Origin of the sequence: Streptomyces sp. XD-27 (genome assembly GCF_030553055.1) — a bacterium.
Lineage (GTDB): Bacteria > Actinomycetota > Actinomycetes > Streptomycetales > Streptomycetaceae > Streptomyces.
In genome coordinates, this window is record NZ_CP130713.1 from 6043366 (window position 1) to 6069387 (window position 26022).

25 protein-coding genes and 1 pseudogene are annotated in these 26022 nt (G+C 72.4%); 14 read left to right on the top strand and 12 right to left on the bottom strand.

From position 1 onward, the window contains the following. Positions 1 to 16: 16 nt before the first annotated feature. Positions 17 to 958 (bottom strand): NAD-dependent epimerase/dehydratase family protein, encoded by a 942-nt coding sequence (locus Q3Y56_RS26355; protein ID WP_304464295.1) that lies wholly within the window; start codon positions 956 to 958, stop codon positions 17 to 19. Positions 959 to 1115: 157 nt separating this feature from the next. On the opposite strand from Q3Y56_RS26355, the gene Q3Y56_RS26360 reads away from it, so the two are divergent. The 4 genes from Q3Y56_RS26360 (at position 1116) to recX (ending at position 4605) form a co-directional block, all read left to right on the top strand. Further along, positions 1116 to 1310 carry a DUF3046 domain-containing protein gene (locus Q3Y56_RS26360; RefSeq protein ID WP_304464296.1) on the top strand — a complete coding sequence of 65 codons (195 nt, stop codon included), beginning with the start codon at positions 1116 to 1118 and terminating at the stop codon, positions 1308 to 1310. 106 nt (positions 1311 to 1416) lie between these two features. Beyond that, entirely contained in the window at positions 1417 to 2583 is a 1167-nt protein-coding gene (locus Q3Y56_RS26365) for an AI-2E family transporter (protein ID WP_304465811.1), read from the top strand. A gap of 180 nt (positions 2584 to 2763) precedes the next feature. After that, positions 2764 to 3897: a recombinase RecA gene (gene recA, locus Q3Y56_RS26370; protein WP_304464297.1), complete on the top strand. Its 1134-nt coding sequence runs from the start codon at positions 2764 to 2766 to the stop codon at positions 3895 to 3897. Positions 3898 to 3900: 3 nt separating this feature from the next. Continuing rightward, entirely contained in the window at positions 3901 to 4605 is a 705-nt protein-coding gene (recX, locus tag Q3Y56_RS26375; RefSeq protein WP_304464298.1) for a recombination regulator RecX, read from the top strand. Between the two features lie 246 nt (positions 4606 to 4851). Here the strand turns inward: recX and Q3Y56_RS26380 are convergent, their stop codons facing one another. The 8 genes from Q3Y56_RS26380 to Q3Y56_RS26410 form a co-directional block, all read right to left on the bottom strand. Further along, a complete protein-coding gene (locus Q3Y56_RS26380; protein ID WP_304464299.1) occupies positions 4852 to 5232 on the bottom strand; it encodes a rhodanese-like domain-containing protein in 381 nt (126 codons plus the stop codon). Then, complete coding sequence (locus Q3Y56_RS26385) at positions 5229 to 5855, bottom strand: cysteine dioxygenase (protein ID WP_304464300.1); 627 nt, start codon at positions 5853 to 5855, stop codon at positions 5229 to 5231. Before Q3Y56_RS26385 ends, Q3Y56_RS26380 begins: the two co-directional genes overlap by 4 nt. 58 nt (positions 5856 to 5913) lie before the next feature. Continuing rightward, on the bottom strand, positions 5914 to 6003 hold the full coding sequence (locus Q3Y56_RS33600; RefSeq protein WP_369696806.1) for a putative leader peptide: 90 nt from the start codon (positions 6001 to 6003) through the stop codon (positions 5914 to 5916). Between the two features lie 84 nt (positions 6004 to 6087). After that, positions 6088 to 7887 (bottom strand): FAD-dependent monooxygenase, encoded by a 1800-nt coding sequence (locus Q3Y56_RS26390; RefSeq protein ID WP_304464301.1) that lies wholly within the window; start codon positions 7885 to 7887, stop codon positions 6088 to 6090. A 225-nt stretch (positions 7888 to 8112) separates the two neighbouring features. Then, positions 8113 to 9051 (bottom strand): amino acid ABC transporter permease, encoded by a 939-nt coding sequence (locus Q3Y56_RS26395; protein WP_304464302.1) that lies wholly within the window; start codon positions 9049 to 9051, stop codon positions 8113 to 8115. After that, complete coding sequence (locus Q3Y56_RS26400; RefSeq protein ID WP_304464303.1) at positions 9048 to 9716, bottom strand: amino acid ABC transporter permease; 669 nt, start codon at positions 9714 to 9716, stop codon at positions 9048 to 9050. The genes Q3Y56_RS26395 and Q3Y56_RS26400 overlap by 4 nt, the downstream gene beginning before the upstream one ends. Positions 9717 to 9788: 72 nt before the next feature. Continuing rightward, positions 9789 to 10604, bottom strand: a complete 816-nt coding sequence (locus tag Q3Y56_RS26405; RefSeq protein ID WP_304464304.1) for a glutamate ABC transporter substrate-binding protein — start codon at positions 10602 to 10604, stop codon at positions 9789 to 9791. A gap of 92 nt (positions 10605 to 10696) precedes the next feature. Continuing rightward, complete coding sequence (locus Q3Y56_RS26410; protein ID WP_304464305.1) at positions 10697 to 11476, bottom strand: amino acid ABC transporter ATP-binding protein; 780 nt, start codon at positions 11474 to 11476, stop codon at positions 10697 to 10699. 294 nt (positions 11477 to 11770) lie between these two features. On the opposite strand from Q3Y56_RS26410, the gene Q3Y56_RS26415 reads away from it, so the two are divergent. Next, on the top strand, positions 11771 to 12484 hold the full coding sequence (locus tag Q3Y56_RS26415; RefSeq protein ID WP_304464306.1) for a response regulator transcription factor: 714 nt from the start codon (positions 11771 to 11773) through the stop codon (positions 12482 to 12484). 75 nt (positions 12485 to 12559) lie between these two features. Then, positions 12560 to 14038 (top strand): HAMP domain-containing sensor histidine kinase, encoded by a 1479-nt coding sequence (locus tag Q3Y56_RS26420; protein ID WP_304464307.1) that lies wholly within the window; start codon positions 12560 to 12562, stop codon positions 14036 to 14038. Between the two features lie 125 nt (positions 14039 to 14163). On the opposite strand, the gene Q3Y56_RS26425 is transcribed toward Q3Y56_RS26420, so the two are convergent. Then, positions 14164 to 15165 carry a TAXI family TRAP transporter solute-binding subunit gene (locus Q3Y56_RS26425; protein ID WP_304464308.1) on the bottom strand — a complete coding sequence of 334 codons (1002 nt, stop codon included), beginning with the start codon at positions 15163 to 15165 and terminating at the stop codon, positions 14164 to 14166. Between the two features lie 198 nt (positions 15166 to 15363). On the opposite strand from Q3Y56_RS26425, the gene miaB reads away from it, so the two are divergent. The 3 genes from miaB to Q3Y56_RS26440 are packed head-to-tail and all read left to right on the top strand — an operon-like array spanning position 15364 to position 18026. After that, positions 15364 to 16818 (top strand): tRNA (N6-isopentenyl adenosine(37)-C2)-methylthiotransferase MiaB, encoded by a 1455-nt coding sequence (miaB, locus tag Q3Y56_RS26430; protein WP_304464309.1) that lies wholly within the window; start codon positions 15364 to 15366, stop codon positions 16816 to 16818. 19 nt (positions 16819 to 16837) lie between these two features. Continuing rightward, the gene (locus Q3Y56_RS26435; protein ID WP_304464310.1) at positions 16838 to 17278 is read left to right on the top strand and encodes a hypothetical protein; all 441 of its coding nucleotides are present in this window, start codon (positions 16838 to 16840) and stop codon (positions 17276 to 17278) included. Between the two features lie 40 nt (positions 17279 to 17318). Then, a complete protein-coding gene (locus Q3Y56_RS26440; protein WP_304464311.1) occupies positions 17319 to 18026 on the top strand; it encodes a class III extradiol dioxygenase subunit B-like domain-containing protein in 708 nt (235 codons plus the stop codon). Positions 18027 to 18173: 147 nt separating this feature from the next. Here the strand turns inward: Q3Y56_RS26440 and Q3Y56_RS26445 are convergent, their stop codons facing one another. Further along, positions 18174 to 18482: an antitoxin gene (locus Q3Y56_RS26445; protein ID WP_304464312.1), complete on the bottom strand. Its 309-nt coding sequence runs from the start codon at positions 18480 to 18482 to the stop codon at positions 18174 to 18176. A 93-nt stretch (positions 18483 to 18575) separates the two neighbouring features. Continuing rightward, entirely contained in the window at positions 18576 to 18815 is a 240-nt protein-coding gene (locus tag Q3Y56_RS26450) for a gliding motility protein (protein WP_304464313.1), read from the bottom strand. Positions 18816 to 19050: 235 nt separating this feature from the next. Here Q3Y56_RS26450 and miaA point away from each other — a divergent pair. The 5 genes and pseudogenes from miaA (at position 19051) to Q3Y56_RS26475 (ending at position 25835) form a co-directional block, all read left to right on the top strand. Further along, positions 19051 to 19988, top strand: a pseudogene (gene miaA, locus Q3Y56_RS26455) (tRNA (adenosine(37)-N6)-dimethylallyltransferase MiaA). 107 nt (positions 19989 to 20095) lie between these two features. Further along, positions 20096 to 20623 carry a hypothetical protein gene (locus Q3Y56_RS26460; RefSeq protein ID WP_304464314.1) on the top strand — a complete coding sequence of 176 codons (528 nt, stop codon included), beginning with the start codon at positions 20096 to 20098 and terminating at the stop codon, positions 20621 to 20623. A 93-nt stretch (positions 20624 to 20716) separates the two neighbouring features. Beyond that, on the top strand, positions 20717 to 21592 hold the full coding sequence (gene dapF / locus Q3Y56_RS26465) for a diaminopimelate epimerase (protein WP_304464315.1): 876 nt from the start codon (positions 20717 to 20719) through the stop codon (positions 21590 to 21592). Positions 21593 to 21849: 257 nt separating this feature from the next. Then, entirely contained in the window at positions 21850 to 23988 is a 2139-nt protein-coding gene (locus tag Q3Y56_RS26470) for a bifunctional (p)ppGpp synthetase/guanosine-3',5'-bis(diphosphate) 3'-pyrophosphohydrolase (protein WP_304464316.1), read from the top strand. 308 nt (positions 23989 to 24296) lie between these two features. Then, a complete protein-coding gene (locus Q3Y56_RS26475; protein WP_304464317.1) occupies positions 24297 to 25835 on the top strand; it encodes a M1 family metallopeptidase in 1539 nt (512 codons plus the stop codon). Positions 25836 to 26022 lie beyond the last annotated feature (187 nt).

The following is a 26022-nucleotide window of genomic DNA, read 5'->3' on the forward strand; positions in this document are numbered from 1 at the left end:
CCCGGCCGGCGTCGTGTCACCCGGTGGTGGCCAGCCGCTCCCGCCACCAGTCGACCGTCGCCTTGACCTGCTCATCGACAGGGGTGGCCCGTACCGCGAACGCGGCTTCGTAAGCGCTCGAATCAACGACGAAGGGGCGGTCGAACTGGTAGCGGATCTCCTTGAGTTCACGGATCAGCGGGGAGAAGACCGACACGACACCCAGTACGGCCGGCGGCAGCCTGCGCACCGCGACCGGCCCCGTCCCCGACTGAGCGGCAAGGCGGCCGACCATCGCCCGGGTGGACAGCGCGGGCCCCGTGGGGACGTGCCAGGCCCGTCCCCAGGCCCGCTCCTCGCCCGCGACCTCGACCAGGGCCCTGGCCACATCGGGGAGGTAACTCCAGCTGTGCGGGGCGTCCGGGTCCCCGAGCGCGGAGACCGGCTTGCCGCGCAGCACTCGTGGCACGACCCGCGCGGCCAGGTGCCCGCCGTCGGTCACTCCGGGCCCGAAGAAGTCCGAGGCCCGCACCTCGACCGCCTTGACGCGACCCTGCTCGTGCAGTGTCCGCGCCTGCTCCCAGACAGCGGCGCGCACCCGTCCCTTGGGGCCGGTCGCCGCGAGCGGCAGCTCCTCGGTCATGGGACGGCCCACCGGACCGTAGCCGTAGAGGTTGCCCAGCATCACCAGGACGGCCCCGGTCGCCTCGGCCGCCGCGCAGACCGAGGAGGCCAGCGGGGGCCAGTGGCTCGCCCAGCGGTGGTAGGGCGGTGCCGCGCAGTTGAAGATCGCCGCCGCGCCCTGCGCGGCCTCGATCAGCCGCCTGCTGTCCGTCGCGTCCAACGCGACGTGCTCGATACCGGGCTCCGGACTTCGGCCCGACCTGGTCACGACCCGTACCGAATGACCCTTCTCGGCCAGCAGCCGAGCGGTGGCCGCCCCGGCGGGCCCGAATCCCATCACGACATAAAGGCTCACGCGCGCACATTAGCGCGAGGGCGACGTGGGCACGCCAGGTCGCGCGGTGGTGGATGCTTGGTCCTGCGGGGAGGCGGACTCCCCGGGCACCCCTGGCGTCGCGAGGGTGCAAGCAGGTAGGAAACATGCAGGTCAGAGTGGGTACGGAGTGGGATTCATGCGGTTGACGGACTTCTGGCAGCGGATGGCGGACCACTTCGGCGAGGCCTACGCCGACTCGTTCGCGCGCGATCACGTGATGTCCGAGCTCGGCGGCCGGACCGTACGCGAAGCGCTCGCCGCGGGCTGGGAGGCCAAGGACGTGTGGCGCGGCGTGTGCAAGGCCGTGGACGTCCCCCACGACAAGCGCTGAGCGGCGCGTACGCCACACTGGGCGGGTGGCCACGAGCGAAGCGACGCCCCCCGACGAGACGGCACCCGCGCAGACGGCGCCCGGACACGGCATCCCGGGACAGCCGGTGCCGGAGGGTGCGGCGGAGCCGGCCGGGCCGGGGGCGCAGGCGGCGCGGATGCCCGCCTGGCTGCCGCGTGCCATGGTGCTGGCACTCGCCCTGGTGGCCTGCTTCCGCTTCGCCACCTGGGCGTTCGACCAGCTCACCGGGCTGCTGCTCAACATCCTGATCGCGTTCTTCCTGGCGCTCGCGGTCGAGCCCGCGGTGGACCGGATGGCCGCGCGGGGCGTGCGACGGGGAGTGGCCACCGCTCTCGTCTTCCTCGGCATCCTCATCGCCGTCGCGGGGTTCTTCACGCTGCTCGGGTCGATGCTCGCGGGCCAGATCGTCACCATGGTCGACGACTTCCCCAAGTACCTGGACCAGGTGATCCGCTGGATCAACGCGACGTTCCACACGGAGCTGTCGCGCGTGGAGATCCAGGACAGCCTGCTGCACTCCGAGTGGCTGCGGAAGTACGTCAAGGACAGCGCCGACAACGTCCTGGACGTGTCCGCGGCCGTCCTCGGCGGGCTCTTCCAGGCCCTGACGGTGATGCTCTTCGCGTTCTACTTCGCCGCCGACGGCCCCCGGCTGCGCCGCAACCTGTGCTCCATGCTGCCGCCGCACCGGCAGGCCGAGGTGCTGCGCGCCTGGGAGATCGCGGTCGCCAAGACCGGCGGCTATCTCTACTCACGCGGCCTCATGGCGCTGATCTCGGGCGTGGCGCACTACATCCTGCTGGAGAGCCTGGGCGTGCCCTACGCCCCGGCGCTGGCCGTCTGGGTGGGGCTGATCTCGCAGTTCATCCCGACGATCGGCACCTACATGGCGGGCGCGCTGCCGATGCTGATCGCGTTCACCGTCGACCCCTGGTACGCGGTGTGGGTGTTCGGCTTCGTGGTGGTCTACCAGCAGTTCGAGAACTATCTGCTCCAGCCCAGGATCACCGCCAGGACCGTGGACATCCATCCGGCCGTCGCCTTCGGCTCGGTGATCGCGGGGACCGCGCTGCTGGGCGCGGTGGGAGCCTTGATCGCCATCCCGGCGACCGCCACGTTGCAGGCGTTCCTCGGGGCGTACATCAAGCGCTACGACGTCACCGACGATCCGCGGGTCCACGGGCGGCCGCGGCGGGGGCCCCGGCCGTCGGCGCTGGCGCGGGCCCGCGGCGCGCTGGTGCGGCGCGGTTGACACGTACGCGGCGCGATTGAGACGTATGCGGCGCGGTTGACACGAAAATCGAACATCCATTCTCATGGGTGTTCCGGCCCGGGTTTTCCACAGGCCGGCCGCCGTCCGGGCGCATTGTCAGTGGCAGGCGTTAGCGTCATGGACGTGAAGCGATCGACTCAAGCAAACCGGGTGGAACCCATGGCAGGAACCGACCGCGAGAAGGCGCTCGACGCCGCGCTCGCACAGATTGAACGGCAATTCGGCAAGGGCGCCGTGATGCGCATGGGCGAGCGGCCGAACGAGCCCATCGAGGTCATCCCCACCGGGTCGACCGCTCTGGATGTCGCCCTCGGCGTCGGCGGGCTGCCGCGCGGCCGTGTCGTGGAGGTCTACGGCCCGGAGTCCTCCGGTAAGACGACCCTGACCCTGCACGCGGTGGCCAACGCCCAGCGCGCGGGCGGCACGGTGGCCTTCGTGGACGCCGAGCACGCGCTCGACCCCGACTACGCCCAGAAGCTCGGCGTGGACACCGACTCCCTGATCCTGTCCCAGCCGGACAACGGCGAGCAGGCGCTGGAGATCACGGACATGCTGATCCGCTCCGGCGCGCTCGACCTCATCGTCATCGACTCCGTGGCCGCGCTGGTGCCGCGCGCGGAGATCGAGGGTGAGATGGGCGACTCGCACGTCGGCCTCCAGGCCCGGCTGATGAGCCAGGCGCTGCGGAAGATCACCGGTGCGCTGAACCAGTCCAAGACCACCGCGATCTTCATCAACCAGCTCCGCGAGAAGGTCGGCGTCATGTTCGGCTCCCCGGAGACGACGACCGGTGGCCGCGCGCTGAAGTTCTACGCCTCCGTGCGGCTGGACATCCGCCGCATCGAGACCCTCAAGGACGGCACCGACGCGGTCGGTAACCGCACCCGCGTCAAGGTCGTCAAGAACAAGGTCGCGCCGCCCTTCAAGCAGGCCGAGTTCGACATCCTCTACGGCCAGGGCATCAGCCGCGAGGGCGGCCTGATCGACATGGGCGTCGAGCACGGCTTCATCCGCAAGTCCGGCGCCTGGTACACGTACGAGGGCGACCAGCTCGGCCAGGGCAAGGAGAACGCCCGCAACTTCCTCAAGGACAACCCCGACCTCGCCAACGAGATCGAGAAGAAGATCAAGGAGAAGCTGGGCATCGGCGTCAAGCCCGAGGCCCCGGCCGCCGAGCCCGGTGCCGACGCCGCCGGCGCGGCCGGTGCCGCGGCCGCCGCACCGGTGAAGGCCGCGCCCGCCACGGCCAAGACCGGAGCGAAGGCGACCAAGGCCGCCGCGGCCAAGAGCTGATCCGTGACGCGGCGAACCGACTGGCCGGAGCCTGAGCCGGAGCCGCCGGGCCGGTCGCCCGGCGGCGGGCGCGGCGGCTCGCTCCGCGGCGACCGCGGAGGACGCCGGGGCCGTACCGGGGAGGACGGAGCCCCCGCCCGCGGTGGGCCGCCCTTCGGGGAGGACGCCGCCGGGGGTGAGCCGGGGGCTCCGGCCCGTCCGCAGGACCCGCGGGAGCAGGCGCGGGCGATCTGCCTGCGCCTGCTCACCGGCACCCCGCGCACCCGGAAGCAACTCGCCGACGCGCTGCGCAAGCGCGGCATCCCCGAAGACGCGGCCCAGGAAGTGCTGTCCCGCTTCGAGGACGTCGGGCTGATCGACGACGCCGCCTTCGCCGGGGCGTGGGTGGAGTCCCGGCACCACAGCCGGGGCCTGGCCCGCCGTGCGCTCGCCCGCGAACTGCGCACCAAGGGCGTGGACTCCGGGGTGATCGACGAGGCCGTCGGCCGCCTCGACTCCGAGCAGGAGGAGTACACCGCCCGCGAGCTGGTGGAGCGCAAGCTGCGCACCACCCGCGGCCTCGCCCCCGACAAGCGGCTCCGCCGCCTCGCCGGGATGCTGGCGCGCAAGGGCTACCCCGAGGGGCTGGCCCTGCGCGTCGTGCGGCGCGCGCTGGAGGAGGAGGGCGCGGACCCGGAAATCCTCGACGCCCACCTCCCCGACGACTGACCGCGCCGCCCCGACCAGAACCGGCCCGCGATCAGAGCCGGTCCGCGCGACCGGGGCCGCGCGGAGGGCCTCGGCGGTGCGGCCCTGCGCGCCGCGGTCCGCACCGGGGCGTGAGGCGCGGGCTGTATGGCCGCCGGAAGCGTCTGGGGGAGCGCGCGAGGCGCCGCGCGGGCCGGCGGGACCCCGCCGCCCGTGTCAGGCACGTATCCACCTGCCCGCAGGCAAGGGGACGCCGACCGGCGTGGCTCAGGTCCGTATGGGCAGGCCCGCGGCGCGCCATGCCTGGAAGCCGCCGATGAGGTCCGTCGCCCGGCTCAGGCCGAGTCGGCGCAGCGAGACGGCCGCGAAGCTCGACGCATAGCCCTCGTTGCAGATCACGACCACCGGCAGCTCGTGCCCGGTCGCCTCGGGAAGCCGGTGGGCGCACAGCGGATCCAGCCGCCACTCCAGTTCGTTGCGCTCCACGATCAACGCACCGGGGATCGTGCCGTCGCGTTCCCGGAGCGCCGCGTACCGGATGTCGACCAGCAGGCCGCCCTCGGTCCTGACCCGCGCGGCCTCTGTCGGACCGACCCGTTCCAGCTCCTCGCGGGCCTCGGTCAGGAGCACGTCGACGCCGGGGCTCATGCCCACTCCTCCGGGAGTTCGACCTGCTCCAGCCGGAGGACCGGCCCGGTGCGGCTGTACCGCCGCATCAGCGGCAGCGGCGGGTAGTACGCGTGCACCGAGATCGCGTGCCGCTCCGCCGAGGCGTTGAACACCTGGTGGACGTGGTGCGGCCCGAAGGCCCGGCCGCGCCCGTCCGGCAGGCGCCGCGTCCGGTCGAGGCCGTCCGCCAGCTCCAGCGTCTTCCAGCCCTCGCCGGGCAGTCGCGCGGCGAGGGACTGCTCGGTCAACTCGCCCTGGGCGGTGGCGAAGGCGCCGCGCGAGCCGCCGTGGTCGTGCCAGCCGGTGCCGGCGCCGGGCGGCCACGCGATCAGCCATGCCTCGCTGCCGCCGGGACCGTCCAGCCGCAGCCAGGTGCGGCCTTCCGGGTCCAGCGGAAGCGCGGCGACGAGAGCGGTGTCGGCGGCTGTACGGAGGGCGAATGCGAGCAGTTCGGCGGCGTCGGGGCCGGAACCGGGCGCTACGGCCGCGGAATCGGCGTGCGGCGGCCGAGCGGTCTGCGGCGGCCGAGCGGCGTGCGGTGGCTCATCGGCATGTGCGGGCACCGCGGCGGGCGCGGGCAGGGGAGTACGTACGTCAGACACAGGGACCGTCCTGAGGGATCGCGAAGGGGCGCGGCCCATGCCGCGCGCGGGAAGCGGATCAACAGGACGGGCGACACACGCAGCCCGCGTAGCGGAGGAGGTCCACATGGACCCTCCGCCAGAAGCGCGGAAGCCGGGTGCCGGTCACGCCGCGCAGTGAACCACGCGCGCGAAGAGGCGGTCAACCACGTACCGCCACATGGACCCCAGCCCTGGGCCCACAGCCCCGGGCCTAGCCCCGGGCCGCCGTCCTGGCCTTGTCCTCCGCCCTCTCCGCCCCGTCCAACTCCTGGAACCTCTTCGGCTTCTCCGACTGCCCCGGGACGCCCTCCGCCCCTCGCGCCGCGCTGCCGCCGCGTACCGCGTCCGCGTACGCGTACAGCTCGGCGGGCCGGACGCCCGACAGCGCCGCGGCCAGATGTCCGTCCGGGCGCACCAGCAGCACCGTGTGCGCGGCGGCGCCCGGATACTCCTCGGCCACCAGCAGTTCCGCCGGGAGCGGCAGCGCCGCCACGGCCGCCGCCAGACGCGGCATCAGGCCCGCACGCAACCAGTGCCGCCGGTCCCACACGCCCGTACCGGGGGCGACCAGCACCACCAGCAGATCCCGGCCGAGCCGGTCCCGCAGCCGCACCGACGCGCCGTCCGACGCGGTCACCGGCACATCGGCGACCAGCGCACCGAGCGGTGTACCGACGGTGACGCCGCCGTCGGGCACGGCGGCGGGCGCCAGCGGCGAGCGGGCGTACACCGGGGGCGCGCCGAGCGGCCCCTCCCCGAGATGCCCCTCGGTGAGCAGGGCATCGTGCCCGCGCGCCGCGCCGGGCACGACCGTGCGGCGCACCGCGCGCCAGCCGCCCGTGGCCCGTACCGGCGGCAGCGCCTGGTCCGCGGCCCGCAGCCGGGCGCCGACCGCGCCGCGCCGCTCCGCCTGGTAGCTGTCCAGCAGGGTGTCCGGATCCCCTGCCGCGTGGTGCCAGACCAGCCCCAGCTTCCAGGCCAGGTTGCCGACGTCCCGCAGTCCTTCGTCCAGGCCCTGGGTGCCGAGCGCGCCCAGCAGGTGGGCGGCGTCTCCGGCGAGGAACGCGCGCCCCACCCGCCAGCGCCGCGCGAGCCGGTGGTGCACGGTGTACACGCCGGTGTCCAGCAGCTCGTACGGGGGCGCGGCATCGTCGTACCACCCCGCGAGGGTGTCGTTCACGCGCGCGAGCAGCGCGTCCGGCGTCACCAGGTCGCCACCGGGCGGCAGCAGCCAGTCCAGCCGCCACACACCGCCGGGCAGCGGCCGGGCGGTCACCTCGTCGTCGGCGGTACGCCAGGGCGGTGAGCGGTGCAGAACGCCCTCGCCCGGCCAGGGGAGTTCGGTACGCAGCGCGGCGATCGCCTGCCGTTCCACCGCCGTGCGTCCGGGGAAGCGCACCCCGAGGAGCTTGCGGACCGTGGACCTGGGGCCGTCGCAGCCGACCAGATGGCTGCCGCGCCACCAGGTCTCGGTCGCCCCCCGGGTGTGCACGGAGACGCCCACGGCGTCCTGCTCCAGCCTGTCGATGCGGCTGTTGGTGACGAGCGTGACCAGGCCGGTGGCAGCGAGCGCCGCCAGCTCGGCGCGGAGCACGCGGGTGAGGTCGTGCTGGGCCAGGTGCACCGGCGCGGTGCCCGCGCCCGCGGCCGCCGCATCGGAAGCACCGGAAGCACCGGAAGCCTTACTCTCGGCGACCTCTGCGACGGCACCCGGCCCGGCCACGGAACCCGTGGCCTCTCCCGCCCCCGGCCCGAAGGGCACCCGCCGCACCAGATGCCGCCGCCGCATCGTCCGCCACGCCACCCAGCGCTCGTCGCCGAAGGCGCTCGCACACCCCATCCGCGACAGGAGCGCCACGGTGTCCGGCCGCAGCACGGCCGTACGCGCCGGCCGCCGTTCGTCCCGTCCGGGACCCTCGTCCACGAGGACCACGGGCACATCCAGCCGGGCCAGCGCCAGGGTCAGGGACAGCCCCACCGGACCCGCCCCAGCGACGATCACCGGGTCCACGGCGCGGCTCCTCGGCTGGCGGTGGAGCGAGGTGACGGGGTGTTGGCGGAGGGTGCCCGGTGCGTGATCACACAGCGTATGCAACCCACTGCGGGCGCTTGCGTCAAGCGATCAAAGGGGCCGACAGGAGGCAGACGAGGGAGACACGAGGCAGAGGGGAAGCGGACACGGCGCAGGCGGCGGCGCATTCGCCGCCGCCTGCCGTTTACGCAGAGTGCCGAACGGTCACGCGGAAAAGCCGCCCTGGGAGTGGCCGCTCTGCCGATCCGTCACCATGGATGGGCCGCCCACGGTCTCCAACTGGTCGGCCTGGTCGACCGACAGGACCGCGCCGGTTCCCTTCTTACGGCTCCGCATCTTGCGCTCCAGCCAGCTCGCGAAGCTGGTGAGCAGGAAGTTCACCAAGATGTAGATCAGCGCGACGACGGTGATCGTGGCGATGGTGTTGGCACCGTAGTTCGCGGTGATCGGGCGGACCTGGAAGAACAACTCCTCGTAGCCCAGCAGCGCACCGCCCAGCGCGGTGTCCTTGACGATCACCACGAGCTGGCTGACCAGTGCCGGGAGCATCACGGTGACCGCCTGCGGCAGCAGCACGGAGGTCATGAGCTGACCCTTGCGCATGCCGATGGCCTTCGCGGCGTCCGTCTGGCCGCGCGGCAGCGAGAGGATGCCCGCCCGGACGATCTCGGCGATGACGGAGGCGTTGTAGAGCACCAGGCCGGTCACCACCGCGTACAGCGGCCGGACATCGGACTCGATGTCGGTGAACTCCGCGTACGCCTGGGTGGCGAAGAACATCAGCATCAGCACCGGGATGGCGCGGAAGAACTCGACCACCGCGCCTACGGGGATGCGGATCCAGGCGTGGTCGGAGAGCCGGCCGATGCCGAGCGCCGCCCCGAGTGGCAACGCGATGGCGATGGAGAGCGCGGCGGCCTTGAGGGTCCCCTCCAGGCCGGGCAGCAGGAACTCGGTCCAGACGCGGCCGTCCTCGACGAACGGGTTCCACTTTTCGGCGTCCAGCTGATGGTGGTCCGCCATCTTCTGAAGGACCCACCAGGCCACGAGGGCCAGGACGATCAAGAACAGGCCGGTGAAGACGACGTTCCGCCGCCGGGCGCGCGGCCCAGGCGTGTCGTAGAGCACGGAGAGGTTGTTCATCGCTTCACCGCCGCGCGCTTGGCCACCCATCCGAGCAGCAGACCGGTCGGAAGGGTCAGCGCCACGAAGCCGAAGGCGAACACCGCGAAGACAAGGAAGATCGCGTGACTCTCCATCTCGATCATCTCCTTCATCAGGGCCGCGGCTTCGGCGACGCTGATGGCCGCGGCGACCGTGGTGTTCTTGGTGAGCGCGATCAGGACGTTCGCCAGCGGCGCGATCACCGCGCGGAACGCCTGCGGCAGCACCACCAGGAACAGCACCTGCGTGAAGCTCAGGCCCAGCGCGCGTGCCGCCTCCGCCTGGCCCACGGGCACCGTGTTGATCCCGGCGCGCAGCGACTCGCAGACGAACGTCGCGGTGTACGCGGTCAGACCGAGCACCGCGAGCTGGAAGTTGACGGCGTCCGACTCACCGCCGAAGAGGTCGACCTCCAGCGTCTGGTTCAGTCCCAGGGACGTGAAGAGAAGGACGATGGTCAGCGGGGTGTTCCGCATGAGGTTGACGTACGCCGTGCCGAAGACGCGCATCACCGGGACGGGGCTGACCCGCATGGCTGCGAGGATGGTTCCCCAGATCAGGGAACCGATCGCTGAGTAGAGGGCGAGCTGCACCGTGGTCCAGAAGGCCGCGAGCAGGTCATACCCTTCAAGAAAATCGAACACGTTCTACCGCGCTCTCCCCTGATCGGATGGAAGGGGCGCGCCGTCCGCTGAGGACGACGCGCCGCGGTGTCCTCAGCTCTTCTCGGTGATCTTCGGCGCGGGCTCGTACTTGTAGTTGGCCGGACCGAAGTTCGCCTTGACGGCCTTGTCCCAGGAGCCGTCCTTGACCATCTTCTCCAGGGCCTTGTTGATCTTGCCCTGGAGCTCGGTGTCGCCCTTCTTGATGCCGATGCCGTAGTTCTCGTCGCTCAGCTTCAGGCCCGTGAGCTTGAACTTGCCCTTGTGCTCGTCCTGCGAGGCGTAGCCGGCGAGGATGGAGTCATCCGTGGTGAGCGCGTCGACGGCCTCGTTCTCCAGGCCGGTCAGGCACTCCGAGTAGCCGCCGAACTCCTGCAGGTCCGCCTTGGGCGCGAAGTCGTCGTGGACGTTCTGCGCGGAGGTGGAGCCGGTGACCGAGCACAGCTTCTTGCTGTTCAGGTCCTTGGCGTCCTTGATGGAGTTGTCGTCCTTGCGGACCAGCAGGTCCTGGTGGGCGAGGAAGTACGGGCCGGCGAAGCTGACCTTCTTCTTCCGGTCGTCGTTGATCGAGTACGTCGCCGCGACGAACTTCACGTCGCCGCGCGAGATCAGGTTCTCCCGCTCGGCGCTGGGCGCCTGGACGAACTTGATGTCCTTCTCGTCGTAACCCAGCTCCTTGGCCACGTACTTGGCGACGTCGACGTCGAAGCCGGTGAACTTGCCGTCGGGCGTCTTCAGGCCCAGACCCGGCTGGTCGAACTTGATGCCGATCTTGATCTTGTCGTCATCGCCCCCGCCCCCGCACGCGGTGGCGGTCGCGGACAGGGCGAGTACGGCGGCGGCCGCGGCGGTGGTCCTGCGGAACTTCATGGTGAACATCCTTAAGAGGTCGAGTCGTCGAGACGTCGAGCGTCGAGCGGGGGTGACCGGCGATCGGTGATCGACGATCGGCGATCAGGGCGTCAGTGGTGCAGGATCTTCGACAGGAAGTCCTTGGCCCGGTCGCTGCGGGGGTTGCTGAAGAACTGGTCCGGCGTGGCCTCTTCGACGATCCGGCCGTCCGCCATGAAGACCACCCGGTTCGCGGCCGAGCGCGCGAAGCCCATCTCGTGGGTGACGACGACCATCGTCATGCCGTCCCGGGCGAGCTGCTGCATGACCTCCAGCACCTCGTTGATCATCTCCGGGTCGAGAGCCGACGTGGGCTCGTCGAAGAGGATCACCTTCGGGTCCATGGCCAGTGCGCGGGCGATCGCCACGCGCTGCTGCTGGCCGCCGGAGAGCTGGGCGGGGTACTTGTCCGCCTGGGTGCCCACGCCGACCCGGTCGAGCAGGGCGCGCGCCTTCTCCTCGGCGGCCTTCTTGTCCGCCTTGCGGACCTTGATCTGCCCCAGCGTGACGTTCTCCAGCACCGTCTTGTGTGCGAAGAGGTTGAACGACTGGAAGACCATGCCGACGTCGGCCCGCAGGCGTGCGAGCTCCTTGCCCTCCTGGGGCAAGGGCTTGCCGTCGATCGTGATCGTGCCCGAGTCGATCGTCTCCAGGCGGTTGATCGTCCGGCACAGGGTGGACTTGCCCGACCCGGATGGTCCGATCACGACGACCACTTCACCCCGGGCGATGGACAGATCGATGTCCTGGAGCACGTGCAGCGCGCCGAAGTGCTTGTTGACTCCTGACAGCGCGACCAGCTCGCCCGCCGCACGGGGTGTGGCGTCCTTGGTCACCGATACTTCGCTCATCGGCGTCTCGCTCCATCCTCCTCGGTTGGGAGGACCTTAATGAGCGGTCACGACCAGCGTCATTACATCTGAGCTGAAATTGAGCATAACGATCCGGCTGCAAACAGACACTCTGCGTGAACAGGACGCCGAATCCCTCCGTACGCCGCGGATCGTTCCGTACCGGGTGCATAACGGACCCCCGCTGCATCTTGACGCGTACGCCAAGTATCGGAGTGGATGCCCTGAGACATGTCATCCGCCGGTCACACCGGCTACGCATCCAGGACACGAACGGGTAAGGAGGAGAGGCCGGTGCGACTGCTGCTCGTCGAGGACGACAACCACGTCGCCGCGGCCCTCTCCGCCGTCCTCGCCCGGCACGGCTTCGACGTCACCCACGCCCGTAGCGGCGAGGAGGCGCTCCAGGCGCTGCTCCCCGACGCCGGGCCGCCGTTCGGCGTCGTACTCCTGGACCTCGGGCTGCCGGACCAGGACGGCTTCGAGGTGTGCGGCCGCATCCGCAAGCGCACCACCACGCCCGTGATCATGGTGACCGCGAGGGCCGACGTACGCTCCCGTATCCACGGGCTCAACCTGGGCGCCGACGACTACGTCGTCAAGCCCTACGACCCGATGGAACTGCTCGCCCGCATCCACGCGGTGAGCCGCCGCACCACCTCCGCCGACGGTCCCGCGCCGGTCGAGGAGCCGCCGGCCGAGGGGCCCAGGCCGCCGCTGCGGCTCGGCGCCCTGACCATCGAGCTCCCCACCCGCCAGGTCTCGGTGAGCGGCGCCACCGTGCCGCTGACCCGCAAGGAGTTCGACCTGCTCGCCCTGCTCGCACAGCGCCCCGGCGTCGTCTTCCGCCGCGAACAGATCATCAGCGAGGTGTGGCGCACCAGTTGGGAGGGGACCGGGCGCACCCTGGAGGTGCACATCGCCTCCCTCCGCTCCAAACTGCGGATGCCCGCCCTGATAGAGACCGTCCGCGGCGTCGGCTACCGCCTCGTCGCCCCCGCCCGCTGACCGCCGCGTGCAGTCCGAAGCCACCGGCCCGAAGTCCGAAGCCGCAAGCCCGAAGCCGGAAGCCTGAAGCCCGACGTGCGCTCACGACTCCTTCCGCTGCTCATCGTCCTCATGGCGGGCGTCCTGCTGGCGCTCGGCTTCCCGCTCGCCGGCAGCATGGCCGCCAGGGAGCAGCAGCGGGTGGTCGTCGACCGGATCGACGACACGGCCCGCTTCGCCGCCATGTCCCAGTTCGTCACTGCCAGTCCCGTCCGGGCGGCCACCCCCCGCCCGCCCTCCGAGGAGGACGAGCGGCTGTCGGCGCTCCAGGAGGACCTCGACCGCTACTACGACGTGTACGGCATACGGGCCGGGGTCTTCCAGCGTGACGGGACCCCGCTGGCCCAGGCTCCCGGCGACTGGCGGCTGCCACCCGAGGGGGAGGGCCGGCGCGCCTTCGAGGAGGCCCTGGCCGGCCGCCGCAGCAGCGGCCCGGACCAGGTCTGGCCCTGGCAGCGGGACCGGCTCGCCGTCGCCTCGCCGGTCGTCCGCGACGGCGACGTCGTCTACGTGGTGGTCACCGAGTCGCCCACCGGCCCGATGCGCTCCCGCATCCTCGACGGCTGGCTGCTCATCGTCGCGGGCGAGGCCGCGGCCATGCTGGTCGCCGTCGCCGCGGCGATCCGGCTCACCGGCTGGGTGCTGCGCCCCGTCCGCATCCTGGACTCCGCCACCCACGACATCGCCACGGGACGGATGAAGTCCCGGGTCGCCGCCGCCTCGGGCCCGCCCGAGCTGCGCCGCCTCGCCCGCTCTTTCAATGAGATGGCCGACAACGTCGAGGAGGTCCTCGACCAGCAGCGGGCCTTCGTCGCCGACGCCTCCCACCAGCTGCGCAACCCGCTGTCCGCGCTGCTGCTGCGCATCGAACTGCTCGCGCTCGAACTGCCCGAGGGCCACGAGGAGATCGCCTCGGTACGGACCGAGGGCAAACGGCTGGCCCGCGTCCTGGACGACCTGCTGGACCTGGCCGTCGCCGAGCACTCCACCAGCCAGCTCGCCCTCACCGACATCGCCGCACTCGCCGCCGACCGGGTCGGCGCCTGGTTGCCGGTCGCCGAGGACAGGGGCATCGAACTGACCTGTGCCGGGTCCGCGGCCGTTACCGGCTGGGCCGACCCGGTGGCGCTCTCCAGCGCGCTCGACGCCGTGGTCGACAACGCCCTGAAGTTCACGCCCGAGGGCGCGGCGGTCGAAGTGGCCGTCGCGCTCGCACCGGACGCCGACGCCGTCACGATCACCGTCGCCGACGGCGGCCCGGGGCTCACCGAGGACGAACTCGCACGTGTCGGCGACCGCTTCTGGCGCAGCGGCCGCCACCAGAACGTCTCCGGTTCGGGCCTCGGCCTGTCCATCTCGCGCGCCCTGCTCGCCGCGGGCGGCGCCACGATCGCGTACGCCCCCAACGAACCGACCGGGCTGCGCGTGACCGTCACCGTGCCGCGCACCGGGCCGGAGGAGCGGGAGGGGCCGGCGACACCGGCGGGGCGCGGCCACGGCCCGCTGAAGCGGTAGGTCGACAGGCCCCCCAGGCGAACCGCCGGGGAGTCAGGGCCTGACCGGCCGGTGGCTCAGTGCCTGACCGGCCGATATCTCAGGGCTTGGCCAACCGGTATCTCAGGGGTTGGCCGACTGGTATCTCAGGGCTTGGCCGACCGGTAGTAGCGCGCGGCGCCCTCGTGCAGGTCCAGCGGGTCGGTGAACACGGCGGTCCGCAGGTCCACCTTCTGCGCCGCGTGCACCACCTCGCCGATCCGGTCCCGGCTGCGGATGACCGTACGGGTGAGCCCCTCCGTCAGCTCGGCGTCCGCCCGCTCGGTCGTGACCAGCAGGTTCGCCACCGCGATGGTCTTGGTCGGCCGGCCGCGCTGCGCCTTCGGATAGGTGTCCGGCGGCATCACCGCGGACCGGTAGTAGCGGGTCGCCTCGCCCTGCCGGTGCAGTGCCTCGGTCAGGTCGCCGAGCTGGACCAGGCGGATCGGGACGTCGTCGGCCAGGTTCTCCAAGGCCGTGGTGGGCAGCCCGCCCGACCAGAAGAAGGCGTCCAGCTTCCCCTCGCGCAGCAGCCCCGTCATGCGGTCGATGCCGACCCGGCGCGCGTCGATGTCCGTGACGAAGTCCAGCCCGGCGGCCGCCAGCAGCCGCCGGGTGATCAGCTGCACGCCCGACCGGTCCTCGCCGACCCCGACCCGCCGGTCCTTGAGGTCCCGCGCCGAGCGCACCGGGGAGTCCGCGGGGACCACCAGCTGCATGTAGTCGTCGTACAGCCGCGCGCAGGCCCGCAGCCGCTCGGCGCCGTGGCCGCCCTCCGCGCTGTACGTGGCCACGGAGTCGGCGGTGGCGATGGCGAACGACGCGTCCCCGCGCACCAGCCGCTGGATGTTGTCCACCGAGCCCTGGCTGTGCAGCAGCCGGACGTCCACGTCCGGCAGGTCCCGGCGCAGGTCGGTGCGCAGCAGCTTGCCGTACTTCTCGTACACCCCGGTGGGCACGCCCGTGGACAGCACGACCTTGCCGCTGGGCGACGAGCCGCCGCGCAGCGGCAGCAGCCACCACAGCAGCAGCGCGAGGGCCGCGGCGGCGGCCACGGACCGCAGGACGCGGCGTCTGCGCGGGCGGGCGAGGGCATCGGGCACAGTCACCGATCCTGCCAGGCGTCCGGGCGGGACGGGAGGGGCTGAGGCGGGTGGTCTACGGCACGGTGCGGTGCGGCCCCCGGTCCGGTCGGGACGTACTCCCGGCACCACCTACCCTGGTTGCATGACCAGCAGCGACCGGAGCGAAGTAGTGGACGAAGTGGGCCTTAAGGGACATACGAGATCCGCACCTACGGGTGCCAGATGAATGTCCACGACTCCGAGCGGCTCTCCGGTCTGCTGGAGGACGCCGGCTACGTCCGGACAGCCGAGGGCACCGGCGAGGGCGAGGCCGACGTCATCGTCTTCAACACGTGCGCGGTGCGGGAGAACGCCGACAACAGGCTGTACGGCAACCTCGGCCGACTCGCCCCGATGAAGGCGAAGCGGCCCGGGATGCAGATCGCCGTCGGCGGCTGCCTGGCCCAGAAGGACCGCGACACCATCGTCAAGAAGGCGCCGTGGGTCGACGTGGTCTTCGGAACCCACAACATCGGCAAGCTGCCGGTGCTGCTGGAGCGGGCCCGCGTCCAGGAAGAGGCGCAGGTCGAGATCGCCGAGTCATTGGAAGCCTTCCCCTCCACCCTGCCCACGCGCCGCGAGTCGGCGTATGCGGCCTGGGTCTCCATCTCCGTCGGCTGTAACAACACGTGTACGTTCTGTATTGTTCCGGCGCTGCGCGGCAAGGAGAAGGACCGCCGCCCCGGCGACATCCTGGCCGAGGTCGAGGCGCTGGTCGGCGAGGGCGTCACCGAGATCACCCTGCTCGGCCAGAACGTCAACGCCTACGGCTCCGACATCGGCGACCGCGAGGCGTTCAGCAAGCTGCTGCGCGCCTGCGGCCGGATCGAGGGCCTGGAGCGGGTCCGCTTCACCTCCCCGCACCCGCGTGACTTCACCGACGACGTCATCGCCGCGATGGCCGAGACCGAGAACGTGATGCCGCAGCTGCACATGCCGCTGCAGTCCGGCTCCGACATCGTGCTCAAGGCGATGCGGCGCTCGTACCGGCAGGAGCGCTACCTCGGCATCATCGAGAAGGTGCGCGCGGCCATCCCGCACGCCGCCATCTCCACCGACATCATCGTGGGCTTCCCCGGCGAGACCGAGGAGGACTTCGAGCAGACGATGCACGTCGTACGCGAGGCGCGCTTCGCCCAGGCCTTCACCTTCCAGTACTCCAAGCGGCCGGGCACCCCGGCCGCCGAGATGGACGGGCAGATCCCCAAGGAGGTCGTGCAGGCGCGGTACGAGCGGCTGGTCGCCCTCCAGGAGGAGATCTCCTGGTCGGAGAACAAGAAGCAGGTCGGCCGCACCCTTGAGCTCATGGTCGCCGAGGGCGAGGGCCGCAAGGACGACGCCACTCGGCGGCTGTCCGGCCGCGCCCCCGACAACCGGCTGGTCCACTTCACGCGCCCCGAGGAACCGGTTCGCCCGGGCGACATGGTGACCGTAGACGTCACGTACGCCGCCCCGCACCACCTGCTCGCGGAGGGCTCGGCGCTCGGCGTACGGCGCACGCGCGCCGGAGACGCGTGGGAGAAGCGCAACGCCGCCCCCCAGCCGAAGCCCGCGGGCGTGATGCTGGGCCTGCCGACCATCGGCGTACCGGCCCCGGCGGCGAGCCCGGCCCCGGCGGCGGGCTGCGGTTGCGACTAACGGATCCGAGGGGGCGAGCATGGCTCGATGGGGGCTGATTGTCGAGGTCAGCGAGCGTCGGGGGGAGGGGAGGAGCTGGTCGGCGTACGTCATGGGCTACGTCGACGGCACGCGGGAGCAGGCCCTGCGGGAGCTGGAAGCGCACGCCAGGCGGCGCTTCCCGCCGCCCTCGCGCTGGACGAAGCGGACCCAGCTGTTCCGGGCCGGCGACGCGCTGATGCTGATCACCGAGCGCGGCATGCACAACCGGTACACCCGGTTCACCGTGGCGGAGCTGCTGTACGACAGCGATGCTCCGCCCGCCTCCGCCGATCCGCGGCCCCCGGCGGCCGACCTGGAGCCCGCCCCGGAACCCGAGGCGCCCGAGCCGGGGCCGCTGGACGGGGTGCCGGACGAGGCCCGCTTCGACGACGGCGTGCCGGTCAAGCCGTCCTGGCTCGGCCGCACCGACCTGTCCTGACGCCCGGCGGCCGGGCGCCCGCCTTGTTAGGGTTCCGATCATGCTCGTAGCCGCCGCCGTATGCCCGTGCCCACCGCTGCTCGTACCCGAGGTGGCTGCCGGGGCCGCGCCCGAGCTGGCGGCCCTGCGCGACGCGTGCGCCGACGCGATCGGCGTGCTCGCGGCCGCGCGCCCGGACCGGCTGGCCGTCCTCGGCCCGGCGCCCGGACCGGGCTCGTATCCGCAGGGCGCGCGCGGTTCGTTCCGCGGCTTCGGCGTGGACGCCGAGGTGTGGCTGGGGCGCGGCGAGGCCGCGACTGCCGCGCCGCAGCTGCCGCCGTCCCTGGCCGTGGCCGCCTGGCTTCTGGAGCGCGCGGACTGGGCCGCCGCGCCCGTGACCGGGCTCGGGGTCGGCGAGGTCTCAACGGGCGCGGAGTGCGCGGCGGCCGGGCGGGAGCTGGCGGCCTCCGCCGACCGGGTCGCGCTGCTGGTGATGGGGGACGGGAGCGCGTGCCGCACCCTCAAGGCGCCCGGCTATCTCGACGAGCGCGCGGCGGACTTCGACGCCGGGGTCGCGCGTGCGCTGGGCGCCGCGGACACGGCCGCGCTGGCGGCGCTGGACCGGGAGTCGGCGCGTGAGCTGCTGGTGGCGGGCCGCGCGCCGTGGCAGGTGCTCGCGGGCGCGGGGGAGGGCGCGGGCCTGACCGGCACGCTGCTGTACGAGGACGCGCCGTACGGGGTGGGGTACATGGTCGCGACCTGGTCGTGACCGCCCGGCCGGGATCCGGTCGAAGCCGTGGACGGCCGCGGAGCATCGGCTCCGCGGCCGTCCACGGCTTTCAGGCGCCGCCTTGAGGGGACCGCCACGGGTACCTCCCGGACGAAGTCCGGGGCGGGTCCTTGACGGGGCGGCTCCTCACGTACCGGGTTCGCGGTCCTTCCCGGCCTCGGGCGCGGCACCAGGCGGGGTGCCCGGGGTGCCGGTGTCGGAAGCCCCGGCGCCAGGAGCCCCGGTGTCCTTGTGGGCGATGCGGCCGAGGGCCTCCTTGGCCTTGCCCGTGCCGGTCCCGATCCGATCGCTGTACTTGCCCTTGGTCTTGGTGTCGACGGTCTTCGCGGCCTTGTCGAGACCTCGCTCGATCTTGTCCTCGTGCTGGTGCACGAAATCGCCGGCCTTGCCCTTCACGCGGTCGGCCTTGGCCTTGAGAGTGTCCAGCAGGCCCATGAGCCACCTTCCCTCATCACGGAACGTACGTACCGAAAACGTACGTCACGCCGCATACCCCACATTCATCGGGTTATGGGCGCCCTCGCGGCATCAGGTGCGGGCGCCCTCGCCGGCCTCGCTGTCGGCCGCCTCGTCCGCGCCCTGCTGCTTCGGAATGTCGACGCCGTCGCCCGCATCGGTCGTCCCGACCGGTTCCTCCTCCCCTGTCGGGCCGGTGTCTTCGGCGGCCGTGTCCTCGGTGGCCGCCGACGGTACTTCCTCCGTCGCCGGGTCCGCGGGTTCCTCGGCCGAAGCCGCCGCGACCGCGGCCTCCTCGGTCGGAGCCTCCACGGTCAGAGCCTCGGACTTACGGCGGCGAAACATTGAAAAAACGCCCATAACTACTCCATATACCTTACTCGTGTGGGCGACATTCCGTGCCGCCGTCGGAGCGCCTCCTCGCGCCGCTGCCGGACCCCGTCCGCCGCACCGGCCCTCGGCGCTCTCTGTCGGGGCAACGACCCCGCACCCCGCATGTCACGTCGCCCGTTCGAGGGGCACTTTCGATGTTTGCGAAACTGGTCCCGTGAACAGCGCAGTTCCCGCACCCCGAGTCATCGCCGTCGTCGGCCCCACCGCCGCCGGCAAGTCCGACCTCGGCGTCGCCCTCGCCCGCCACCTCGGCGGCGAGGTCATCAACGCCGACTCCATGCAGCTCTACCGCGGCATGGACATCGGCACCGCCAAGCTGACGGAAGAGGAACGGCAGGGGGTGCCCCACCGACTGCTCGACATCTGGGACGTCACCCAGACGGCGAGCGTCGCCGAATACCAGCGGCTGGCCCGCGCCGAGATCGACCGGCTGCTCGCCGAAGGCCGCACCCCCGTCCTGGTCGGCGGCTCCGGCCTGTACGTACGCGGAGCCATCGACGCCCTGGAGTTCCCCGGCACCGATCCTGCCGTCCGGGCCCGGCTGGAGGCCGAGCTCGCCGAACACGGCCCCGGCGCGCTGCACGCCCGGCTCGCCGCCGCCGACCCGGAGGCCGCCCGCGCGATCCTGGCCGGCAACGGCCGCCGGATCGTGCGCGCCCTGGAGGTCATCGAGATCACCGGCCGCCCTTTCACCGCCAACCTGCCGGGTCACGAGGCCGTCTACGACACGCTCCAGATCGGCGTGGACGTCGAGCGGCCCGAACTGGACGAGCGGATCACCCTGCGCGTGGACCGGATGTGGGAGGCCGGACTGGTCGACGAGGTGCGCCGGCTCGAAGCCGAAGGCCTGCGCTCCGGCCGTACCGCCTCCCGCGCGCTGGGCTACCAGCAGGTGCTCGCGGCGCTCGCGGGGAGTGCGACGAGGACGAGGCCCGCGCCGAGACCGTGCGCGCCACCAAGCGCTTCGCGCGCCGTCAGGACTCCTGGTTCCGCCGCGATCCGCGCGTCCACTGGCTCAGTGGCGCCGCCGAGAACCAGGGGGAACTCGCGGCAAAGGCGCTGATGTTGGTCGAACGAGCGGTCACAGCCTGATCACGTGATTGCATCGGGACGCCTCGTGTGTCAATAGCGCCCCTTGGTCCGTGCCATCATCGACCTCGATCGTGCCGTGGTGTCTGGAGTTGGGAGGGCGTGTGGCGATGGAGGCCGGCCCTCGCGACTCGTCGCAGCAGCCGCTGAACGATCCGGAGACACTCATTCCGGACGGGCTGGATGTACCAGGCGATCCAGATGCGCTGGATGCACCGCGCGATCCCGACGTGCTGGATGTACCGGGTGATCCGGACGGCGCTGAGGTCGCCGACGGCCCCGAGGGCGCGGCGGGCTCCGGAGAGTCGTTCCGCGACCTGCGCCCCCCGCGTCGTCTGCGGATCTGGCAGATCGCCCCGATCGTGGGCCTGGCCATCCTCGGCTCCCTGATGTTCGCCTTCCCGCTCGCCTTCGAGTTCGGCGACGGCGGCGCCGTCGTCGCCATGCTCGGCCTGCTGCTCAGCTGCTGCGCGGCGGGCTGGGGGCTGATGGCGGCGCGGCGGGTCGGCTACACCTGGCCGGGACTGCCGCCGCGCGGCTCCGGCCGCCGCCCGGACTGGCGGTTCGTCGCCCTGTACGTCGCGGTCGTCGGCCTCATGGCCGCCCTCGCGATCCTGCGGGTCGCGCGACTGCGCTGACCGCTCCCGCGTCGGCGGGGGCGGTACGGCCGCCTTATCAGCGCGGCCGACCGGGGCGCCGCCCCGCACGCGGCGGACCCGTAAGATCGAGGCGTGAGCACCACGCGACCCCTGTCCTTCCTCAAGGGCCACGGCACCGAGAACGACTTCGTGATCGTCCCCGACCCGGACGGTGCCCTGGACCTGACCCCCGCCGACGTCACCCGCCTCTGCGATCGCCGGGTCGGCATCGGCGGCGACGGCCTGCTGCGCGTCGTGCGGTCCGCGGCGCATCCCGAGGCGCGGGCGATGGCGGACGAGGCCGAGTGGTTCATGGACTACCGGAACGCCGACGGCTCCGCGGTCGAGATGTGCGGCAACGGCGTCCGGGTCTTCGCCCGCTATCTGCGGCATGCCGGGCATGTGGCGTACGGCGACCTCGCCGTCGCCACCCGGTCAGGTGTGAAGCGCGTGCACATCGCCAAGGACGGCGACGTCACCGTCGCCATGGGCCGGGCCCGACTGCCCGACGGACAGGTCACCGTGACCGTCGGCGGCCGCAGTTGGCCCGCCCGCAACGTGAACATGGGCAACCCGCACGCCGTCGCGTTCGTCGAGGACCTGGACCACGCGGGCGACCTGTTCACCGAGCCCCCGTACCGCCCCTCCGACGTCTACCCCGACGGCGTCAACATCGAGTTCGTCGTGGACCGCGGCCCCCGCCATGTCGCCATGCGCGTCCACGAGCGGGGCGTGGGCGAGACCCGCTCCTGCGGCACCGGCGCCTGTGCCGTCGCGGTGGCCACCGCGCGCCGGGACGGCGTCGACCCCGCGGTCACCGGCGTCCCCGCCGTGTACACCGTGGACGTGCCCGGCGGCAGCCTGGTGATCAGTGAGCTGCCGGACGGGACGGTGGAGATGACCGGCCCCGCAGTGATCGTCGCCGAGGGCACCATCGCCCCCGAGTGGTGGGCCGCGTCGGCCGTCTGACGCCCCACCCGACGGCGCCCCGGCGCCCGACCGCGGGCGTCCCATGCTCAACGGCAGCCTCGCTGCGCCCAAGCGCGCTCGGCCAACACTCAAGCGGGACTCTGCCCATAACCGAGTTTCGGGAGAAATAACTCGCTCGAATGGGTGATCCGTTTCACTCTCGGCGAGAGCCGGTCGGCCGTGCGTGATGGGCTCGATAGCATCAAGCACCGGCCCCGGGGGCGAGCCCACGCCGGTCGATCTTGCCGGAGGTGCCCATGAGCGCAGAGGCCACGGACGACGCCGCTCTTGGCCGCAGGCGCGGCCTCCCCCGAATCGATCTGCTGAACCTCCGCCGGTTCGGCAGGACCGCCTTACTGGGCCCCGCCTCCCGCGACCGGCTGCCCGACGCGATCGAGCACATCGCCAAGGTCCATCGCGGCCATCATCCCGGCGCCGACCTGGACGTGCTCCGCCAGGCATACGTACTCGCCGAGTCCTCGCACCGCGGGCAGATGCGCAAGAGCGGCGAGCCGTACATCACCCACCCGCTCGCCGTCACCCTGATCCTGGCCGAACTGGGCGCCGAGACCACCACGTTGACCGCGTCGCTGCTCCACGACACCGTCGAGGACACCGATGTGACCCTCGATCAGGTGGGGGAGCAGTTCGGCGAGGAGGTCCGCTATCTCGTCGACGGCGTCACCAAGTTGGAGAAGGTCGACTACGGGGCGGCCGCCGAGCCCGAGACGTTCCGCAAGATGCTCGTCGCCACCGGCAACGACGTCCGCGTGATGTCCATCAAACTCGCCGACCGGCTGCACAACATGCGCACGCTCGGCGTGATGCGGCCCGAGAAGCAGGCCCGGATCGCCAAGGTCACCCGCGACGTCCTGATCCCGCTCGCCGAACGGCTGGGGGTCCAGGCCCTCAAGACCGAACTGGAGGACCTGGTCTTCGCCATCCTCCATCCCGAGGAGTACGCCCGCACCCGCGAACTGCTGATGGAGCACGCGGGCCGCCCCGACCCGCTCGCCCGGGTCGCCGAGGACGTACGCGCCGTGCTGCACGAGGCGGACATCGCCGCCGAAGTCGCGGTCCGGCCCCGGCACTTCGTCTCCGTCCACCGGGTGCGGAGGAAACGGGGCGAGCTGACCGGGTTCGACCTCGGCCGCCTCCTGGTGCAGGTCGCGGAGGACGCCGACTGCTACGCGGTCCTCGGCGAGCTGCACACCTGCTTCACCCCCGTCATCACGGAGTTCAAGGACTTCATCGCGGTCCCGAAGTTCAACCTGTACCAGTCGCTGCACACCGCGGTGGCGAGCCGCGACGGCCACGTCGCCGAAGTCCTCATCCGTACGCAGCAGATGCACCGGGTCGCCGAGGCGGGCGTCGTGGCCCTCGGCAATCCGTACGCACCGCCCGCGGGCGACCACGGCGCCGCGGCCCGCCCCGACGGTGAGCGCGCCGACCCGACCCGCCCCGGCTGGCTCTCCCGGCTCCTCGACTGGCAGCGCGCCACCCCCGACCCCGACGCCTTCTGGAGCTCGCTGCGCGACGATCTCGCGCAGGACCGGGAGATCACCGTCTTCCGGGCCGACGGTGGCACGCTGGGGCTGCCCGCCGGTGCCAGTTGCGTCGACGCCGCGTACGCCCAGCACGGCGAGGCCGCGCACGCCTGCATCGGGGCGCGGGTCAACGGCCGCCTCGCGGCCCTGGGCACCGTGCTGCACGACGGCGACACCCTGCAACTGCTGATGGCCCGCGACGCCGCCGCCTCCAGGCCCTCACCGGACTGGCTGGACCACGCCCGCACGCCCGCCGCGCGGATCGCCATCAGCCGCTGGCTGGCCGCCCACCCGGCGCTCCCCGAAGGCCCCGCCGCGGACGCCCGCGGCCTGGGCCGCCCGGCGAGCCCGGGCCCGACCGGCGACGGCCGCAGGGAGGCGGGCGTCACCGCCGACCTGCCGGGCGCGTCGGTACGGCTCGCCGGATGCTGCACCCCGGTGCCGCCCGACGCGGTCACCGGATTCGCCGTGCGCGGCGGGGCCGTCACCGTCCATCGCGCGGAGTGTCCGGCGGTGGCCCGCATGACCGCGGCCGGCCGGAGCCCGGTCGGCGTCCACTGGCACGCCCCGGAGAGCGACCGGGCGGCGGCCGACTACCGCGTCACGCTGTGCGCCGAGGCGTTCAGCAGACCCCACCTGCTCGCCGACCTCACCGAGGCGATCGCGGCGGAGGGCGTGGCCGTCGTCGCCGCCGCCGTGGAACCGCCGCACGAGCAGCGGGTCCGGCACACTTACACCCTCCAGCTGCCGGACCCGGCCAGTCTCCCGACGCTGATGCGCGCGATGCGCCGGGTGCCCGGGGTGTACGACGTCGCCCGCCGACAGCTGGCGGAAGCCGCCCGGACCTGAGCAACGGGCCACGTGCGCGGGGTCCTGTCGACCCTGAGCAACGGGCCATGTGCCCGGGTCGTGCCGACCCGAGTCCCCGGGCCACGTGCCCGGGGTCCTGCGGACCCGAGCCCCGGGCTGCCTATCCGGGGTCTCCCGGACTGAGCTCCGGCCGCCTGGCCGAGGTCCCGGGGACGGCGTCCGCGGGATCCGGCCGGGAGCGGCCCGGCGGACGGCGACGGGGCCGCCTGTCGCCTGCCCGCCCCCGATCGGGTGGACTCCGGTCGCGACACCCCGCGCCCGTGACCTGGTGCTGGTACCGGTAGCCCATGCCGCACACCTCCCTCCGCCGCCGCACCGTCCGCCGCCGGGCCGCCCTGGTGGCCGCCGTCCTGGCTCTCGCCGCCGCCGCGGAGCCGCCGGGGCCGGCCGGCCCCCAGGGCATCGGCGACCGGCTGTATCCGCAGCTCGGCAACCCCGGGTACGACGTCGCCGCGTACGACATCGCCTTGCAGTACCACGGCAACCGCCGGCCGCTGGACGCCGTGACCACTGTCGTCGCCGGCGCCACCGACACCCTCGACCGGTTCAACCTCGACTTCACCCACGGCGCCGTACGGTCCGTCGAGGTCGACGGCAGGCCGGCGCGGTACGCCCAGGCCGGAGAGGACCTGGTGATCACCCCGGCGGTCACCGTCCCCGAGGGGCAGCCGTTCAAGGTCGTCGTGCGTCACACCAGCGACCCGCGCGGCAGGGGCGGCGGGTGGATCCGTACCCGCGACGGGCTCGTCATGGCCAACCAGGCCAGCGCCGCCCACCGGGTCTTCCCCTCCAACGACCACCCCTCGGACAAGGCCCACTTCACCTTCCACGTCACCGCGCCGAAGGACCTCACGGTCGTCGCGAACGGACTGCCCACCGGACAGACCCGCGACGGGGCCCGCGTCCGCTGGGACTACGCCGTCGCCCACCCCATGGCCACGGAACTCGCCCAGGTCGGCATCGGCCGCTTCGCCATCCTGCGGCGCCCCGGCCCGCACGGGCTCACCCTGCGGGACGTGGTGCCCGCGGGAGACCGCCGCCGCCTCACGAAATGGCTGGCCAAAGGCCCGGAGCAGATCGCGTGGATGGAGCGGAAGGTCGGCCCGTACCCGTTCGAGACCTACGGTGTGCTCATCGCGGACGCGAGCACCGGCTTCGAGCTGGAGACCCAGACGCTCTCCCTCTTTGAAAGAGGACTGTTCACCGCGGCGGGCACACCCGCCTGGTTCGTGGAATCGATCATGATGCACGAACTGGCGCACCAGTGGTTCGGCAACAGCGTGAGCCCGCGTACCTGGTCCGACCTGTGGCTCAACGAAGGCCACGCCACGTGGTACGAGGCGCTGTACGCCGCCGAACGCGGCAAGCTGGCCCTCGACAAGCGGATGCGGTACGCGTACGCCCACTCCGACATGTGGCGCGCCCAGGGCGGCCCGCCCGCCGCGCCCACGGCCGCGGTCCCCGGCAACCCGATCGGCATCTTCCGCCCGGTCGTCTACGACGGCAGTGCCCTGGTCCTCTACGCCCTGCGGCAGGAGATCGGCCGGGCCGCGTTCGAGCGGCTGGAGCGCGCCTGGGTCCAGCGCCACCAGGACGGTGTGGCGGCCACCGACGACTTCGTCCGGCTCGCCTCCGCCGTGGCCGGCCGCGACCTGACCGGATTCCTGCGCCCCTGGCTGTACGGGAAGAAGACCCCGCCCATGCCCGGACACCCGGACTGGAAGCGCGCCCAGCCCGGCAAGCCTGTCAAGGGCGGCCCCGGAGCGGCGGGCGCCCACGGGGCCCGCGGCGCGCGGGGTGCCAAGAGCGCCGTGAAGCCCGGTTAGCGGGTAGCGCCGTGAAGCCCGGTGAGCGGGGTAGCGGGGTGAATCCTTCAGCGGTGCCGTGAAACCCGAGTGACGCGCCGCCCCGGGGCGTGCGACCATCGACAGGTCGGCGACGCGGCCGCCGCCGAGGGGAATCCTCCGGCGGTCCCGGACGTTGTCGACGATGACAGCTTCCCACGACGTAAGG